Raw genomic sequence first — 16415 nt, forward strand, 5'->3', positions numbered from 1 at the left:
AAAATTTTAATTATTTGCATAAAGTTTTAAAGCTACACAAGGATTAATTAATATGCAATGTATCTCGACTATAATATTGTACAAACACACATATTCAGCTAACATTCAACATGCAGAGCTTACTCATAGAGCGAAACAGGGCGGTGGTATTATTACTTATAGTAATTTTTATCTTCGGTTCATACGTTTATGTAAAAATGCCAAGGGAAAGCAATCCTGATATACAGATTCCTATAATCAGCGTGTTTGTTGGACTTCCTGGGATTTCTGCTCAAGATAGTGAAAAGCTATTAGTGCTTCCTATAGAAAATGAACTAAGATCCATCGAAGGTGTAAGAGAATTGAGAGCTTTTGCAACTAATGATGGTGCTCACATGATACTCGAATTTGGAACAGAGTATGATAATAAAGAAGTGCTCGATAATGTCCGTTCAAAGCTTTCAAACATAAAATCGAAGTTACCTGTTGAAGCGGAATCTCCGATAATCAATGAAATAAACTTGAGCTTATTTCCGATACTCAATGTCGGCTTAATTGGTAATTTGCCAGAAAGAGCCTTAACTGAAATAGCACGCAAGCTAAAGAAAGAAATAGAATCTCTGCCAAATGTTCTCAAAGTTGAAGTGGCAGGTATGCGTAAAGAAACAGTGGAAGTGATAGTTGAGCCCACAGTTCTAACAAAATATAACATTCAATCAAACGAAATATTCCAAGCTATATCAAGCAATAACAGACTAGTGGGAGCTGGGTCACTGGAAAATGATACCGGTAAATATTCGATTAAAATATCAGGGTTATTAAAAGATATAGAAGATATTATGAATATTCCTATTAGATCTCAAGGCGATGCAGTTTTGAGAATCAAAGATATAGCAAAAGTATACCCTAGGTTTGAGGATCACCAAGGATTTGCTCGCATTAATGGATTACCTAGTGTCGTGCTAGAAATTTCAAAACGTAACGGAAAAAACATAATAGACACAGTAAATCAAGTAAAATACTTAATGGATAAGGCAAAAGATCAATTACCTGAAAATTTAAAAGTGGTGTACTTAAACGACCAGTCAAAAAACGTCCGCGATGTGCTTGATGACTTGGAAAACGGCATAATATTTGCTGTGTTGTTAATATTGATCATAATGATGCTTTCTATGGGAACAAGGATTGCTATTCTTGTGGCACTCTCGATACCCGGTTCCTTTCTCATTGGGATAATAGCTCTTTACTTTATGGGTATAACCTTAAATATCGTTGTGCTCTTCAGTTTAATTATGGCTGTTGGCATGCTGGTTGATGATGCAATTGTGATCAGCGAATATGCCGATAGAAAGATGATCTGCGGAATGGACAAAGTAGAAGCTTTTTACACTTCAGTTCGTGATATGTTTTATCCGGTTCTATCATCAACGTTAACTAAATTAGCAGTGTTTTTTCCTCTATTATTCTGGCCTGATACTGTTGGTAAATTCATGCAGTACATACCAATTACAATAATCCTAACTTTGACTGGATCGCTCATTATGGCTTTGGTTTTTATACCAACACTTGGTGCAACATTTGGTAAGCCTTCGATAACTTCAAAAAAAGAAATAAAAAAAATGAGTGCTATAGAAAGTGGTGAAATAAAAAATGCTGGGCCTATAATAAACGCAAATTCTGGATTAAGGAAGGAAGTATAGGAAATAGAAGGCTTTTTGGATTTGATGGAATAGGAGATGAGAGTAGAAAAGATATGAACCAAGAAATCAACAGGGGATCTATGGCGAGTGTGTTCAATTTCTAGTCTATTTTTTAGGTAACATAGACCTTTTTCTCAGTAAAATCTTCTCATTTAGCGAAATTAATGTATTTTTCATACCTTTTTTCACCTTGGTAACAAGTTTCAAACCTCGGTCAAACAGCTTCTGAAAAAGCTCTTTTGCAATATAACCTTTGTCACCAAACAAAAGGCCGGTTAATTTTTCCGTCAAATTTGGCACAGGTATCCTATCATCAACATTGTCTTTTGTTAGCGTAAGTGCATGAATTTCACCATTTTCATTGATTACCATATGTAATTTGAAACCAAAAAACCAGCCGTAAGTACTCTTGCTTAATTTTGCAATTCCAGCAAAAACTTTGTTTTTGGATATTCTTTTTGCATGACAAACTGCAATGGGAGTTGTGTCTATATATGAAATTCCAGTGTTTTCTGACTGTCCACAAAGCCAATGCAACAACATTGCTAAATGCCACAAAACCCTAGGCTTTAGAGCAACAAACCTGGTATATGAAGGCAACTTTGGAAACTCTGATTTGTAGAGCAACGTTAGGTAATGTAGATAGAAAGTTTTGAAATTTTTACACGGAGATTGTTGATATAGCAGGATTATTGTCATGATTTCAGAGTGCTCAATTTCCGTTGTTCTTGTGGGTTTTTTACCATTTGGCAGTAGTTTGCCTGCAAAATTTTTCTCTATATCTCTGCAAAAATCATCGACCAAACAAAACAGTTTTGTTATGTCTTCCATGGGTAACCTCATCTATTTTTTTATAATTGCTGAGTTTACCCTGTTTTCTGCCTTTTCTATTCTCCTTTAATCCAGAATTCGCGTTATCAAATAATAAAATATCCTCTTTTTCAACTTTAGCTTCATTAATTGCTCTCACTAATGCCATATCTTCACTACTTTCTTCTTGTCCTTTACAAAATCTTATACTTGTCGGCAATTGATCCTTTAATCCTACACTCACTTTAACTTGACTGTCGTTACTTTTACCGCCTATTTTTAGCCCATCTTTTATGAGATATCCCGATAAATTTATGATCGTCGAATCAAACTTATGTAAGTTATTTGATGTTTTTTGGGGTAATAGCTTTTTAATCTTGCTCATCAAATCAATATATACTCCCTTAAAATATTCTGGATTTATAACTTTTAACCTTTTTGACAAATCACTGTATGTTACTGTACTTTTATCGCTATTCTTATCCATTATACACCTGTCTATTACCATTTCTAGCGCTCTTAGGCTTGTTTTTTGCCCCATTAATATTAACTTCATTAGACCTTTAAATATAATCTTGCCCAACAATTTAGTATTACATTTATCTACTTCACTTAATTTTCCTAGCCTTTCTAAATCCTCATCTTTTATTAAATTTAGTACTCTTTCTATTTGATCCATTATTGCCTCCATTTTCTTGCAATAATAGTTCTTTATGTCTTTTTTGTGTTACTTTCAACACTTATGGATGACACCCTGACAACCGTCATCCCGCTACTTGTTAGCGAGATCTAGAGATACCGCGAATGAATCGCGGTATGACGTAGATTACTTTCATTCCAGTGTCAGCTACTTGAATGACACCCTCTTGGTATTCGTGTAGTTGCAAGCAGTATAGCTATAAATCACTCACAATCGATATGCTTGAATTACTCTCAGTAAATAAATCAAGCATAATGTTAGGTATTCTACCATCAACTATGTGAACAACTCCAGCACATTCCTCCGCCATTTTAACGTATGCCATAAGCCTTTCAATAAATTTTTCCCCTTTAATTTTCCCACAATCAATCGATGCATTTAAATTTTTAACAGATATCTTCCTGCCACCAATTTTATCTATTTCTTCATCTGTGTCACTCAAGATTATCATTTTAGATGCAGAAACTGCGATTGCGATTGCGCTTGCAGTGCTATCGGCATCAATATGATATGTTTCCCCATCTTTTCCATGACCAATTGGTGCAATAACTGGTATAAAATCTGATTCTTCAATAAAAAATAATATATCAGGATTGATTTCAGTGGATCTACCGATGAACCCCATGTCTAATATCTTTTCGATATTATTTGATCTATCTTCTCTAAGCGTAGCGGTTATTTTTTCGGCTTTAATTAAGTTACCATCTTTTCCACATAATCCAATAGCTGAACCACCAGCAGAATTTATATACTGAACAATTTTTTTATTAACTGAACCACACAGTGCCATTTCAATGATTTTCATAGTGTCTTTGTCTGTAAGTCTGATACCATTCACAAACTTACTGTTCATATCCAGCATTTTTAACACTGAGTTAATTTCATATTCTCCGTCATGAATTATTACCGGATTTATACCAAGCTGCTTCAACAAGACAACGTTATGCACAAAAGTATTAAATAGTGTTTCATCTAAGATTATTGTACCACCGCATTTAATGACAAAAGTCTCGCCTACAAAGCTAGGTATGTTAGATAGCACTTCAAGTAATATTTCTGCTTTTTGTTCAAATGATACCTCACCCTTTAAAAATTCACTACTCTTCATTTTTTTATCTTGTAAACTTGAAAAACTCATCTCTTACCTTGGTTATTTTATGCTTAACACGGATGCTCATTTGATGAATTGACACATTCTCATTATTAATCCATTTTTGAATATCTTCTATAACAGCACCTAAGCTTTTTTGACTTACTTTATCTATTTTTGTTAGCACAATGTTAAAGTTAATGTTATTATATATTAACCAATAAATGAAGTCTTTGTCTATTTCTTTTAATCCTACCTTGCTATCTATCAACACAAACACTCTTCTTAGATTTTCTCTTTGAATTAGATAATACTCAATTAAGTTTAAATATTGTATAATTTCCTCCTTGCCTGCATGAGAGTAGCCATACCCTGGTAGATCAACAAGTCTGAACTTATCATTGTACATAGAGTAAAAATTTATTTGTCTAGTGCATCCAGGTTTAGAGGAAACTCTGGCAGCTTTTTTGCTGTTTATCAGTAAGTTGATCAGACTGGATTTTCCTACATTTGATCTACCAGCAAACGCAATCTCTGGAGCCGACTCATTTGGTAATGATTTTATGTCCGAAGCTCCAAATATGAAATTGCAGTTTGATGTTATCTGTTTTGCCATTATATTCAACTAGAAGGTAGTAGGTATATTATAGTGTTATTGCTTGATATAAGAAATTTTTTATTTCAGTATATATTACTTAGCTAGATCTGTGCTATATGGATATGGAAAATAATTTACAAGACTTAAAGAAAAAATTTAATGATATAGAGAGGAATTTGGAAAATCCTACCAATTTAAATCAAAAAGAATTCATTACCCTTTCAAAGGAATACTCTGAGCTCAGGCCAATAATCAAGATAATTGATGAATATAACACGCTGAAAGAGGAAATTTCAGACTTAGAAGAAATAATGAAAGATGAAAACAGCGAAGGTGATATAAAAGAGTTAGCAAAAGAAGAATTTTTCGAAAAGCACAAGGTATTATTACCAAAAATAAAAGCAAAATTAAAGTTAGCATTATTGCCCAAAGATGAAGATGACTCAAGAAATGCAATATTAGAAATTAGAGCAGGTACAGGCGGAGAAGAAGCAGCATTATTTGCAGCAATGTTATTTCGTATGTATCAAAAATATGCAGAAAGAAGAAATTGGAAGTTCGAGCCAATAAGCATTTCTAATACAGGTATAGGTGGCTATAAGGAAGCTTCTGCACTCATTAATGGAACAGAAGTTTTTGCAAGGTTGAAATTTGAATCAGGGGTGCACAGAGTACAGAGAGTGCCAGAAACTGAATCCTCAGGAAGGTTGCATACCTCTGCCGCTACTGTTGCGATATTACCTGAAGTAGAAGAAGTTGACTTTAAAATAGAAGAAAAAGACTTACGAATAGATGTTTATAGATCCAGTGGTCCTGGAGGGCAATCAGTGAATACAACTGACAGCGCAGTAAGGGTCACCCACTTGCCAACAGGGATAGTTGTGATACAGCAAGATGAAAAATCGCAGCACAAAAATAAAGCTAAAGCGCTCAAAGTATTGAGGGCAAGGCTATACGAAATTGAAAGACAAAAAAAAGAAATGGAAAGGTCAACAATGAGGAAAAGTCAGATTGGCTCTGGGGATCGTTCCGAGCGCATAAGAACATATAACTTTCCGCAATCAAGAATAACAGACCACAGAATTAATCTAACTTCACATCGGCTAGAGCAAATTATAAAAGAAGGCGAACTAGATGAATTTATTGAGGCATTAATTTCACGTAATGAAGCAGAAAGATTGGCAGGGGAAAGTTAGCGGCCTACAATGGAATATCTTTATTAATTACATAGGATCTTTGAAACGCAATAGATAGACAGTAAAAACAAGTTCTAGTAACGCAAATTCTGGATTAAGGAAGGAAGTATAGGAAATAGAAGGCTTTTTGGATTTGATGGAATAGGAGATGAGAGTAGAAAAGATATGAACCAAGAAATCAACAGGGGATCTATGGCGAGTGTGTTCAATTTCTAGTCTATTTTTTAGGTAACCAAAAACAGTCTCAATGATAGACCTTTTTCTCAGTAAAATCTTCTCATTTAGCGAAATTAATGTATTTTTCATACCTTTTTTCACCTTGGTAACAAGTTTCAAACCTCGGTCAAACAGCTTCTGAAAAAGCTCTTTTGCAATATAACCTTTGTCACCAAACAAAAGGCCGGTTAATTTTTCCGTCAAATTTGGCACAGGTATCCTATCATCAACATTGCCTTTTGTTAGCGTAAGTGCATGAATTTCACCATTTTCATTGATTACCATATGTAATTTGAAACCAAAAAACCAGCCGTAAGTACTCTTGCTTAATTTTGCAATTCCAGCAAAAACTTTGTTTTTGGATATTCTTTTTGCATGACAAACTGCAATGGGAGTTGTGTCTATATATGAAATTCCAGTGTTTTCTGACTGTCCACAAAGCCAATGCAACAACATTGCTAAATGCCACAAAACCCTAGGCTTTAGAGCAACAAACCTGGTATATGAAGGCAACTTTGGAAACTCTGATTTGTAGAGCAACGTTAGGTAATGTAGATAGAAAGTTTTGAAATTTTTACACGGAGATTGTTGATATAGCAGGATTATTGTCATGATTTCAGAGTGCTCAATTTCCGTTGTTCTTGTGGGTTTTTTACCATTTGGCAGTAGTTTGCCTGCAAAATTTTTCTCTATATCTCTGCAAAAATCATCGACCAAACAAAACAGTTTTGTTATGTCTTCCATGGGTAACCTCATCTATTTTTTTATAATTGCTGAGTTTACCCTGTTTTCTGCCTTTTCTATTCTCCTTTAATCCAGAATTCGCGTTTATCATGAAACTGAAGGTATTCAGTTATCTTCATCTGTGCAGATTAAACAGCAAGAAAACAACGTAGTTGGCGTCTTATTTTTAATTTTTTGCACTATGTGCACCTTATGTCTTCACAACATTTCTGGGTTTTTACCTATATAAGCTGAAACGCGCTTATAAGTCGTTTAAGACAGTATAGTATGCCAATTTGCAGGATTAGAGAGTGACAACTAGCTAACACGGGATTTCTTTTGCCTTTTTTTCTGCTTAGTAAATTTCTTAAACATTTAAACTAAGGTGAGTTGCATTTAAAAGCAGCTAAATTGCAGTGTTTTAGACTTAAAAACGCCAATACTGAAAATAGACAATGACTAGGGCTTCTTTTGCCTTTTTTCGTTTGGTAAATTTCTTAATGTTTGTAGCTAAAGCAATTTAAGAGACCGAAAATGGTGTCATTCCAGCGCGTGACGCTGGAATCTAGTCTTTATTATGCAGCCACTTATTTAAAGTTAAGTTTTCTGGATCCAAGTAGTCAGGGCACTGGGATGACAGGAAGAGAAGGCTACTTGGATGACACCTTGACGATTTGAAGAATCATCATACCGCTACGTGTTAGCGGCTAAGGGATACCGCGAATGAATCGCGGTATGACGTAGAACTGCTGTCATTCCAGTGCTCCTTTTTTTGTCATCCCAGTGCTTGACACTGGGATGACAGTGCGTCGTAGAAACACGGGAAGTGTTGAAGCTGTGCAGTAGATGAGGGAGGGCCCCTCGGAGCCGGTTTGCAAGAGCAGGCTTCAAACAGCCATAAGCTGCTTTGGTAAAGAGCTAAGGTAGTGAGCGTTATGGAAAAGGCACAATTATGTGTCATGTATGAAATAGAGAGACGAATGCAAATGAACCACTGAAAAAGTGTCGAAAGGAACTAGACGACGTCAAAACCAGGCTAACCTGGTATCGGGAGCTTGTTTACTGGATAGGTGGCGTCCGGCATAGAGGTGGCGTGAATCTATTTTGGGCTATTGCGTGGAACTGCGGGAACCTGTCATTTCGATGATAAGGGAGAAATCCAAGGAGCTAAACTCCAAGGGTGAGAGTACCGATACGGAAAACAGGGGCGCGTAGTAGTGAAGAAATCTCTGTAATGGAGATGGAGCGAAGGGATTTAGTTTGGTTATTTGTCAACCAGAAATGGGATGAGGAATTGATTAAAACAGAGTCCTTGATTATGCTATAATTAGTAGCAAGGGCCGAATAATGGGAGCTGTGTGAGTCGAGAGGTTCATGCACAGTTCTGCGAGAGGCTGGCGGGGAAGGTCCGCCGGTCTACTCTCCCTATATCAATAGCATTGCTTTAAAAAGAGTGCCTATATTTTCAGTCAACCTTAAGAATTCACTAAAGATCCTATTCTTTTGTTCATCACTTGCGCTTTTCATTAAAGCCAGGGTTCTTTCTTTTATGCCAAAAAGATATAAAAATTCTCTTTGAGTTAAAATCTCGCAATCTACGTGTTTTAATGAATCTTTTAATGCTTGAAAATTTACAAGTGCGGTAATATCACTATTACCAACATTCTCAAGAAAATTAGCATACTTATGTTGTTTTATCGATTGCAAAGTGCTCTTATATGCGGGGTATACATAACCGTAATCTATAATCAAAGCAGCTCCTTTATTATTATATATCTTCTTCTCAAGTTTTTTTAATATTTCAACCCCAACTGAACATATTTCTACCACTGCACCATTAAAAAGTTTTCCGTTTGTCGTCTGAGTCGCTAATACTGGAACCCATGATTCTTTCTTTCTGGATTTCAGTGCCACGCACTGGAATGACACTCCATCATCTTGTTTTGTCACCCTATTTTCATACCACCCCTCATCACGATATACAAACTGATCTATCGGAAGAGCGTCAAAGAACTCATTTGCTAAAAAAATGGTTGGTTGTTCTGGTAGGTCGTCAATATTTTTGTGCCAATTAACACCTAAGCCTTTTAATTTTTCCTTTTGTATCTTCCGTAAAGTAGGGCTTATTTCAACTAAGTGGATCAACATTGAATTAAAAAAGCTGCTGTATTTTCTAGTGACTCTTATTATATCGTGAATGAGTGTTCCTTTGCCTGGCCCAAGTTCAACTAGAGAAAATTTTGATGGCTTTCCTAATTTTTCCCATGTATGCATTATCCAAACTGCAATTACTTCACCAAATAATTGGCTGATCTCAGGTGCAGTAGTAAAATCACCATCCTTACCAAGTGGTAATTTACTTGTATAATAGCCGTATTTTTCATGATACAAAACGGCATTCATGAAATCACTGATGGATATTGATCCTTGACTTTTGTCAATTAATTCGTGTATATAAGTGAGCATGTTATTAATAAATGTTTAACTATAGCGTGCCATAATATAAAATAGTAGAGTATTTATATATATAGTATAAACTTAAGTTTGTGAGTAATAGTGCTTCAGTTATGGACGACAAAAACACCGATTATGTTGCCCTTATACCTCAAGATGATAGTATTGAATACAAATTTGAAGAAGCTGTCAATTTTATAGAAAACAAGGTTATAAATGCTGATGGGCTAACTTTAGCGGAAGTGTTTCAAGTGCTAGTTCAAATGCTAGATGGTGATCTAGCATTGGTAAAAAAAGTACTAGCATATGCTAATATTATGGCAAAGCATGGAATGAAGGTAGCAAAAGAGTCGCAATTAAGCAGAGCTGATGTTCGCCGAGCTTTGAAAGGTAAAGAAAGTGTTGTCAATAGACAAGATTTTATAAAGAAACCACCTCTTCCACCTGCTATAAAATCGACCAAAAAGAAAAGTAGAGGTCTTTAAATGGCCGAATCTATAAAAAAATTTACTGTACAATGTGACTTCAAAGGACAAAGTTCACCTTTTGCAATATACATAGGAAATCCAAAAAGTGATGCTCATCCAATTCATCATCAAGATTCCTGGCTTGTAAAAGAACGTGGAGGGAATATTCCTAATAAAGTAAAAGAAAGTCTACAAAAATTATATAAACTATCTCAAGAAAATGGAGTCTCTTTCTCAGAGTTATGCGCGTATGCCATTACTGTGGTTAGTAATAATGATAAAAAAAGTGACGACAAGGAGTAAGATAGTTTAATCCCTCAATATTTCATTTATAGAGATTTTCGATCTCGTCTTTTCATCCACTTTTTTTACTATGACTGCACAATAGGTTGAAATATTATTTTTAGATGGAATAGACCCTGGTACCACTACAGAATAAGGTGGCACTTCGCCGTAAAATACCTTGCTAGTTTCTCTATCAATAATCTTTGTTGATGCCCCAATAAACACGCCTATGCCAAGGACTGATCCTTCTCTCACTACCACACCCTCGGCCACTTCGCTACGTGCTCCAATAAAGCAATTATCTTCTATAATGACAGGTGAAGCTTGAATAGGCTCAAGAACTCCACCTATTCCCACTCCACCGGAAATATGACAGTTTTTTCCTATTTGCGCACAGCTACCAATCGTTGACCAGGTATCTATCATTGTTCCTGAATCAACATATGCACCAACGTTGATAAAACTTGGCATTAGAACAACATTTGTACCTATATAAGCAGATCGGCGAACAAAACACCCAGGAACTGCTCTAATTTTTAACCGGCGAAATTTTTCCTCATTCCATTCACTAAACTTGTTACCGATCTTGTCAAACCAGCAATTGGTATTGTCTATTATTTTGCTTTCTTCAGTGAGAAAATGTAATAATATTGCCTGCTTTATCCACTTATGTACTACCCATTCTCCACTTGATAGCTTTTCTGCTACTCTAATTTTGCCGCTATCAAGGAGCTCAATTACCTCTTTAATTGCTATTCTTGCTGTTTTCTTTAGATTACAGTCATTAAATTTTTCTCTATTTTTCCAAATATCTTTTATCTCACTCTGTGTTTTTTTTAGTTGCAAACCTTCCATTTGTTATATATATATTGATATTAAATTTATAGCTCGTATCATTTGGGCTTGTTACTACTTATATGTAAGTACTATGAAAATACAATGTTATAATTGTACTAAGACTTACTTAGTATCTCACGAGCAAATAGGTGCATCCGGAAGAAAAGTGAAGTGTACGAACTGCAATCACATATGGCATGAATATCTAGAAGAAGTGTCAAACAAACCGCACTTTGCTAATATACAGGAAAAAAAAGTTAGTGGAAGGAATTTTTTACAAAATCTAGCATTTACCACTCTAGCTTTTGCAACAGCTACAGGGTTATGCGTCGTAATAGCTAATGGCATCTTTCCTAGAGAGATGAACAAAGCATACAAAACGATCAGTTCATATAGGGATTCAATAAGCTATAAATTAGGGTACAAAAAAGAACAAACAGAAAGTCCGAATGTAAAAGAACTTGCTGTAAATAAGTTTTATCAAGACTACCTTTTTTTATCTAATTTAAGATCTAGTTAAATAGGCATACCGATATCGGTCTCTAGCTACTCAGATGGTGCTTAGGGTGACAGAGTTTTAAAAATAAGTTATTTTTTAGCAAAAAAGGCAGCTCATGAGTATTAAAATTGCACCTTCTATACTTTCAGCAGATTTTGCAAAATTAGGGGAAGAAGTAAGAAAAATTAGCGATTTAGGTGTGGATTACATACACATAGACGTTATGGATGGGAATTTCGTTCCAAATATTACAATTGGTCCTAGCGTTGTTTCTGCAATACGTAGATATAGCAATCTTCCTTTTGATGTGCATTTAATGGTCAAATCTCCTGGTAACCACATTGAAAGCTTTATAAATGCTGGTGCTGATATTATCACTGTACATGCAGAAGCAGAGACACACCTTGAGAGGTTGATAAGAAAGATAAAGTCATACAAAAATGTAAACGACGAAAAAAAACCGATTCAAGTTGGAGTTTCAATTGTTCCTTCAACTTCTCCAAGTGTGCTTGAATACATAATACATGAGCTAGATATTGTGCTGATTATGACAGTCAACCCTGGCTTTGGAGGACAGGAATTCATTCATTCACAGTTGAACAAGATATCTACTATAAAAAAAATGATACAAGAGCGTAACCTTAAAACACAAATTTCAGTAGATGGTGGAATTAACTTTTCTAACGCAGCTGATATAATAAAAGCAGGTGCAGATATTTTAGTTGCGGGATCGGCGATATTCAAGGCTGAAGATATTAAGAAGGCCGTAAACGATCTTAAAAATCTATTGTTGTGACCCTATATAGCTAAAGTGGCTTAGGTTTACCTACAATTTGAAAAACAACAAATTCGTCATTCCGCTACTCGTTAGCGGAATCTATGCTGAGATACCGCGGCGGTATGACGTAGAAAAACCTTTCTTGGGTTGTATCCGTTCAGCTAAGCGGTGTGAGAGATGATAGATAAGAGGTTTTGGAAAGGATTGAGACCCCTTTGTTTCCATGTCAAGTATAATGAAATTATCCGTTCAAGGAATGCATTTCCCCGCTTCGATTGGGTAAAATATGAATTTTTGCGATAAACGACATAATGCCGTATCTGCTGTTCAGCATGGTTGTTTGTCAGCGGAATGTTTTCTGGGTCATCTAAAAAATTCCACATCATTCTTTCGGATTTCAAAATATTTTTTGCAACTCGAGAAGCTCCAATTGCTTCAGGTAAACGGGATATTTCCTTCAAGTAATACCTTGTACGTTTTTGCAATTTTCTGGCACGTCTGGTAAATCTAAAAACATCTATCTCATTTTTTAGCAAGGCCTTTTTTAGTGCAAATAATTCAGTGGCTACGTTTCTTAAGTAACAGCCCAGAACTTTAACTTCAATGTTCCAACTATGCGCTAACCTTTCAAAATCTCTTGATAAATGTGCCCAACAGATTTACCTGTTTTTATCGGCAAAGTAGTTGTATGCTGCGTACCTGTCGGTTACTACTAAGCTATTGCGATTGCAGAACTTACTATTTTGTAAAACCTTCATTCCTCTTGACTCTGTCAATTTTATAAAACTTGCTGTATTACTGGCAAACATCCAGCACCAACCAAGTTTACCTTTGTTATAATGGCTCGTTTCATCGATATGCAGAACTTCACTTTTACTTACTTCTTGCTCGATTTGCTCATATGCTTCTTGGCATTTTTCTGCAACTCTAGCCTCGCTATTTGACGCGCTACCAACACTGATGTCCAGGTTGAAAATATTTTTTATAATATTTGCTACTTCTCTTTTTGAGTTCTTGTAAAATCCGCTCAGTGCCGCGATTGTTGACTTAACTTTTGGACCAAATGTATCCGCAGTAACACCTTCTGGTAGCCTGCTACTTTTTCTTTTTCCACACTTGCAACAGCGGCCATGCTCTAATTGGTATTCCACAACATAAGGCTTAATTTCTGGCAAATCAACTTTTTGATGAATGTATGGCTCTTTCGATATCGCAATTTCTCCTCCGCACTCGCAAGAACTCTATTTTCACCACTTCATCTGCTTCCATTTTAGGGCGATACTTTCCTTCATGCCCAATCTGTGCCCCTATTTTCCTGTCACTTTTTTTTCTTTTTCTTCTTTAGCTTGTATAACTCTTTTGAGCTCGGTATCGATGAATTTTGTGAATTCAGACCTAGTCTTTCTTTCAATTCAGCATTTTCGATTCTTAGCGCCTTATTCTCAGATCTAAAATTTTCGTTTTCTATCTCCAACCTCTTTATCTCTGCTTTTAGTTGCTCTATCTCTATTTTAAAGCTTTCACAGAGCTTGAGAAGACTAGCTAGTAGATCAGACATATTTACCACACATACTACTTGTGATATTATGTTTTTAGCACTCCTTGTCTACTTTTTATTTTACCGCTCCGCTGAACGGATACCTTTTTTTTACTGTTTGAGTATGTAAGGATTATGACGACCTATCCCAAACCTCAACTACATCCTCACTAAACTCTATTACCTTTGCTTTTTTGAACTGATAACAGTTGTTAATAGATTGAATTCCTAAATCTCCTATGAAAGGAGTGGCGTCATTACCTAAAATTTTACCACTACGGCAGATTATTAACCTGTCAATTAAATTACACTTTAATAGTTCTGTGATTAACACTCCTCCACCTTCAACTAATAATCTTGTTATACCAATTTCTGAAACAAGTTTTGATGCCATGTCTTTTAAGCAGACTTTGCCAGCATTGTTTGAATTGACTATCAAATAATTAATGTTTTTTATTTTTTTCTCTATTTCTCTGTTTGTAATCACCCAAGTTGAACCTCCTGTCATCCCAGTGCGTGACACTGGGATCCATTCTTCTTCTTTTTTTCTAGATTCCAGCGTCACGCGCTGGAATGACATCGAGGGGTATGCTGTTGGCTCTTTGCTTAAATCATGGTTATATAAGGTACCTGCAGTCTTTGCAATGTTATGCTCTTCCTTTAATTTCCCTTGGCTATCAATAATTAGTCTTATTGGCGAACTACTTCCGAGTCCTGGTAATCTGCAAGTTAAGAGTGGATCATCATTAATAAGAGTATTGCTGCCAATCATAATTGCATCATATTTTGCTCTAAGCTTCTGTACCCAGTTTCTCGTATCTTCACTTGTTATCCATTTGCTATTGCCTATAAATGTTGCGATTTTTCCATCGAGAGTTGTTGCGATTTTGCAAGCTATAAATGGTCTATGAAATTCTTTAGTGGTGAAAAAACCGACATTCAGTTCTTCTGCCTCTTTTTGCATAATACCTTGCTCAACTTCAATTCCTGCTTCTTCTAGAGCTTTAATGCCTCCACCTGAAACTCTACTATCTGGGTCAATAGTTGCAATTACTACCCTTTTTATTCCAGCTCTTATAATTCCTGCGGTGCAAGGTTCTGTAACTCCAAAGTGGCAACATGGCTCGAGCGTGATATACATAGTTGCATCTTGAGTTGAATCTTTAGCGTTCTGCAAAGCGACTGCCTCCGCATGCGGACGCCCACCAATCCCTGTATATCCCTCACTAATAATTGCACCATCTTTTACAATAACACACCCGACAGCAGGATTTGGTGCAACATTTCCAAGATTTTTTTCTGCAAGCCTTAATGCAATTGACATGAAATGATCATCAGTCATTAGAAAGAAGTCATTTCGTATGAGGTATCAAAAATTCTTCTTTGCTCGTGTATAGCAAATCTATCTGTCATACCTGAGATATAGTCACATATTATTACTGAACGCTGAGATTCACAAGCGAGTTTGCTCCACTCTGTGGGAAGTAATCCTGGGTTTTCATAAAAACATTGAAAGAGTTCCTGTATTATGCGTTTTGCTTTGTTCATCGTTCTACTCAGTTTATAGCTTCTGTATATTTTCTCCATGTTGAATCTTTTCATTTCTTTTGTAGCATTCGCAACTTCTGGTGAAAATGTGACTAGCATTTTATTTAGACTTCTTACGTCTTCTACGCTTTTTATTTTGTGATCTTCAATATTTCTTTCAGTCTGAGAAACAACATCACTTATCATAGTTCCTATAGTTCCACTCAGTGATTCATGTATGAGTTTGCTCTGAGGCAATTCTGAATATCTGCTCCTTATGTCTTTAAACATTTTTTCAATTAAAGGGACATTCAGCAAATCTTCGATGGTTACTAAATTCGCCCTGAGTGCATCATCAAGATCGTGAACACTGTAAGCAATATCATCGGCAATTGAAGCAACTTGCGCTTCAATGCTTGAAAATTCCTCAAGTTTTAGATCATATTTTTCATTATATTCTAATAACAGCTGATTATTTGTAGAAGACTCCGCGTTTTGACCAAGCAAGGGACCATTATGTTTTGCAACCCCTTCAATCACCTCCCAACTTAGATTCATACCATCAAAATCAGCATGTTTTTGTTCAAGATAAGTTAAAATCCTTATAGCTTGAACATTATGATCAAACTCATACTTCTCGTTATCAAGATTCAAATCTTGAACTGATTTCTTTAGAGCATCTTCACCTGCATGACCAAATGGAGGATGACCAAGATCATGTGCGAGCGCTATGCATTCAGTGATATCCTCATTTAAGCCAAGTCTACGCGCAATGGACCTTGCAATTTGTGCAACTTCAAGGCTATGAGTAAGCCGAGTGCGATAGTAGTCGTGCTCATAATTGATAAAAACTTGTGTTTTGTACTCCAACTTTCTAAACGCATTAGAGTGAATGATACGGTCCCTATCACGCTGAAAGCAGCTGCGATTCTCATCTTCTGGCTCTTTGAAGTATCTCCCTTTTGTTTTGCTTGGAAAACATGCATAATTTAATAGAAAATTATTGTTTGACATGTAAA

General features: G+C 35.8%; 15 protein-coding genes and 3 pseudogenes. 7 read left to right on the forward strand and 11 right to left on the reverse strand.

Annotated elements, in window-relative coordinates; genetic code table 11:
• Positions 1–110: 110 nt before the first annotated feature.
• Positions 111–1679 (forward strand): efflux RND transporter permease subunit, encoded by a 1569-nt coding sequence (locus tag OPR17_RS03865; protein WP_265021221.1) that lies wholly within the window; start codon positions 111–113, stop codon positions 1677–1679.
• On the opposite strand, the pseudogene OPR17_RS03870 reads toward OPR17_RS03865, so the two are convergent.
• The 4 genes and pseudogenes from OPR17_RS03870 to yihA form a co-directional block, all read right to left on the reverse strand.
• Positions 1664–2510, reverse strand: a pseudogene (locus OPR17_RS03870) (IS982 family transposase); the annotation flags it as partial. The gene OPR17_RS03865 and the pseudogene OPR17_RS03870 overlap by 16 nt on opposite strands.
• On the reverse strand, positions 2473–3180 hold the full coding sequence (locus OPR17_RS03875) for a hypothetical protein (RefSeq protein ID WP_265021222.1): 708 nt from the start codon (positions 3178–3180) through the stop codon (positions 2473–2475). The pseudogene OPR17_RS03870 and the gene OPR17_RS03875, both read right to left, overlap by 38 nt.
• A gap of 205 nt (positions 3181–3385) precedes the next feature.
• Entirely contained in the window at positions 3386–4297 is a 912-nt protein-coding gene (gene argB / locus OPR17_RS03880) for an acetylglutamate kinase (protein ID WP_320109877.1), read from the reverse strand.
• Between the two features lie 4 nt (positions 4298–4301).
• Positions 4302–4895, reverse strand: a complete 594-nt coding sequence (gene yihA / locus OPR17_RS03885; protein ID WP_265021224.1) for a ribosome biogenesis GTP-binding protein YihA/YsxC — start codon at positions 4893–4895, stop codon at positions 4302–4304.
• 98 nt (positions 4896–4993) lie between these two features.
• Between yihA and prfA the strand changes: the two genes are divergently transcribed.
• The gene (gene prfA, locus OPR17_RS03890; RefSeq protein ID WP_265021225.1) at positions 4994–6073 is read left to right on the forward strand and encodes a peptide chain release factor 1; all 1080 of its coding nucleotides are present in this window, start codon (positions 4994–4996) and stop codon (positions 6071–6073) included.
• 27 nt (positions 6074–6100) lie between these two features.
• On the opposite strand, the gene OPR17_RS03895 is transcribed toward prfA, so the two are convergent.
• The 3 genes from OPR17_RS03895 to OPR17_RS03905 form a co-directional block, all read right to left on the reverse strand.
• On the reverse strand, positions 6101–7033 hold the full coding sequence (locus OPR17_RS03895) for an IS982 family transposase (protein ID WP_458694328.1): 933 nt from the start codon (positions 7031–7033) through the stop codon (positions 6101–6103).
• Entirely contained in the window at positions 6996–7124 is a 129-nt protein-coding gene (locus tag OPR17_RS03900; protein ID WP_265021226.1) for a hypothetical protein, read from the reverse strand. The genes OPR17_RS03895 and OPR17_RS03900 overlap by 38 nt, the downstream gene beginning before the upstream one ends.
• A 1313-nt stretch (positions 7125–8437) precedes the next feature.
• Positions 8438–9478: a class I SAM-dependent methyltransferase gene (locus OPR17_RS03905; protein WP_265021227.1), complete on the reverse strand. Its 1041-nt coding sequence runs from the start codon at positions 9476–9478 to the stop codon at positions 8438–8440.
• A gap of 101 nt (positions 9479–9579) precedes the next feature.
• Here OPR17_RS03905 and OPR17_RS03910 point away from each other — a divergent pair, with 101 nt between their 5' ends.
• Complete coding sequence (locus tag OPR17_RS03910) at positions 9580–9951, forward strand: hypothetical protein (protein ID WP_406828681.1); 372 nt, start codon at positions 9580–9582, stop codon at positions 9949–9951.
• Positions 9952–10236 (forward strand): DUF2610 domain-containing protein, encoded by a 285-nt coding sequence (locus OPR17_RS03915; RefSeq protein WP_010962783.1) that lies wholly within the window; start codon positions 9952–9954, stop codon positions 10234–10236. It abuts the gene before it with no gap.
• A 6-nt stretch (positions 10237–10242) separates the two neighbouring features.
• On the opposite strand, the gene dapD is transcribed toward OPR17_RS03915, so the two are convergent.
• Positions 10243–11073: a 2,3,4,5-tetrahydropyridine-2,6-dicarboxylate N-succinyltransferase gene (dapD, locus tag OPR17_RS03920; protein WP_264339475.1), complete on the reverse strand. Its 831-nt coding sequence runs from the start codon at positions 11071–11073 to the stop codon at positions 10243–10245.
• Positions 11074–11146: 73 nt separating this feature from the next.
• On the opposite strand from dapD, the pseudogene OPR17_RS03925 reads away from it, so the two are divergent.
• From OPR17_RS03925 to rpe, 3 genes and pseudogenes are all read left to right on the forward strand, one after another.
• Positions 11147–11203: pseudogene (locus tag OPR17_RS03925) on the forward strand (zinc-ribbon domain-containing protein); the annotation flags it as partial.
• A gap of 66 nt (positions 11204–11269) precedes the next feature.
• Positions 11270–11575, forward strand: a complete 306-nt coding sequence (locus OPR17_RS03930; protein WP_265022194.1) for a hypothetical protein — start codon at positions 11270–11272, stop codon at positions 11573–11575.
• Positions 11576–11669: 94 nt separating this feature from the next.
• Entirely contained in the window at positions 11670–12350 is a 681-nt protein-coding gene (rpe, locus tag OPR17_RS03935) for a ribulose-phosphate 3-epimerase (RefSeq protein WP_265021229.1), read from the forward strand.
• Between the two features lie 143 nt (positions 12351–12493).
• On the opposite strand, the pseudogene tnpC reads toward rpe, so the two are convergent.
• The 3 genes and pseudogenes from tnpC to OPR17_RS03950 form a co-directional block, all read right to left on the reverse strand.
• A pseudogene (gene tnpC / locus OPR17_RS03940) lies at positions 12494–13890 on the reverse strand (IS66 family transposase).
• A gap of 112 nt (positions 13891–14002) precedes the next feature.
• Positions 14003–15211, reverse strand: a complete 1209-nt coding sequence (gene ribD / locus OPR17_RS03945; protein ID WP_265021230.1) for a bifunctional diaminohydroxyphosphoribosylaminopyrimidine deaminase/5-amino-6-(5-phosphoribosylamino)uracil reductase RibD — start codon at positions 15209–15211, stop codon at positions 14003–14005.
• Positions 15211–16410, reverse strand: a complete 1200-nt coding sequence (locus tag OPR17_RS03950) for a deoxyguanosinetriphosphate triphosphohydrolase (RefSeq protein WP_265021231.1) — start codon at positions 16408–16410, stop codon at positions 15211–15213. Before OPR17_RS03950 ends, ribD begins: the two co-directional genes overlap by 1 nt.
• Positions 16411–16415 lie beyond the last annotated feature (5 nt).

The organism is Wolbachia endosymbiont (group A) of Icerya purchasi (genome assembly GCF_947251635.1).
Lineage (GTDB): Bacteria > Pseudomonadota > Alphaproteobacteria > Rickettsiales > Anaplasmataceae > Wolbachia > Wolbachia pipientis.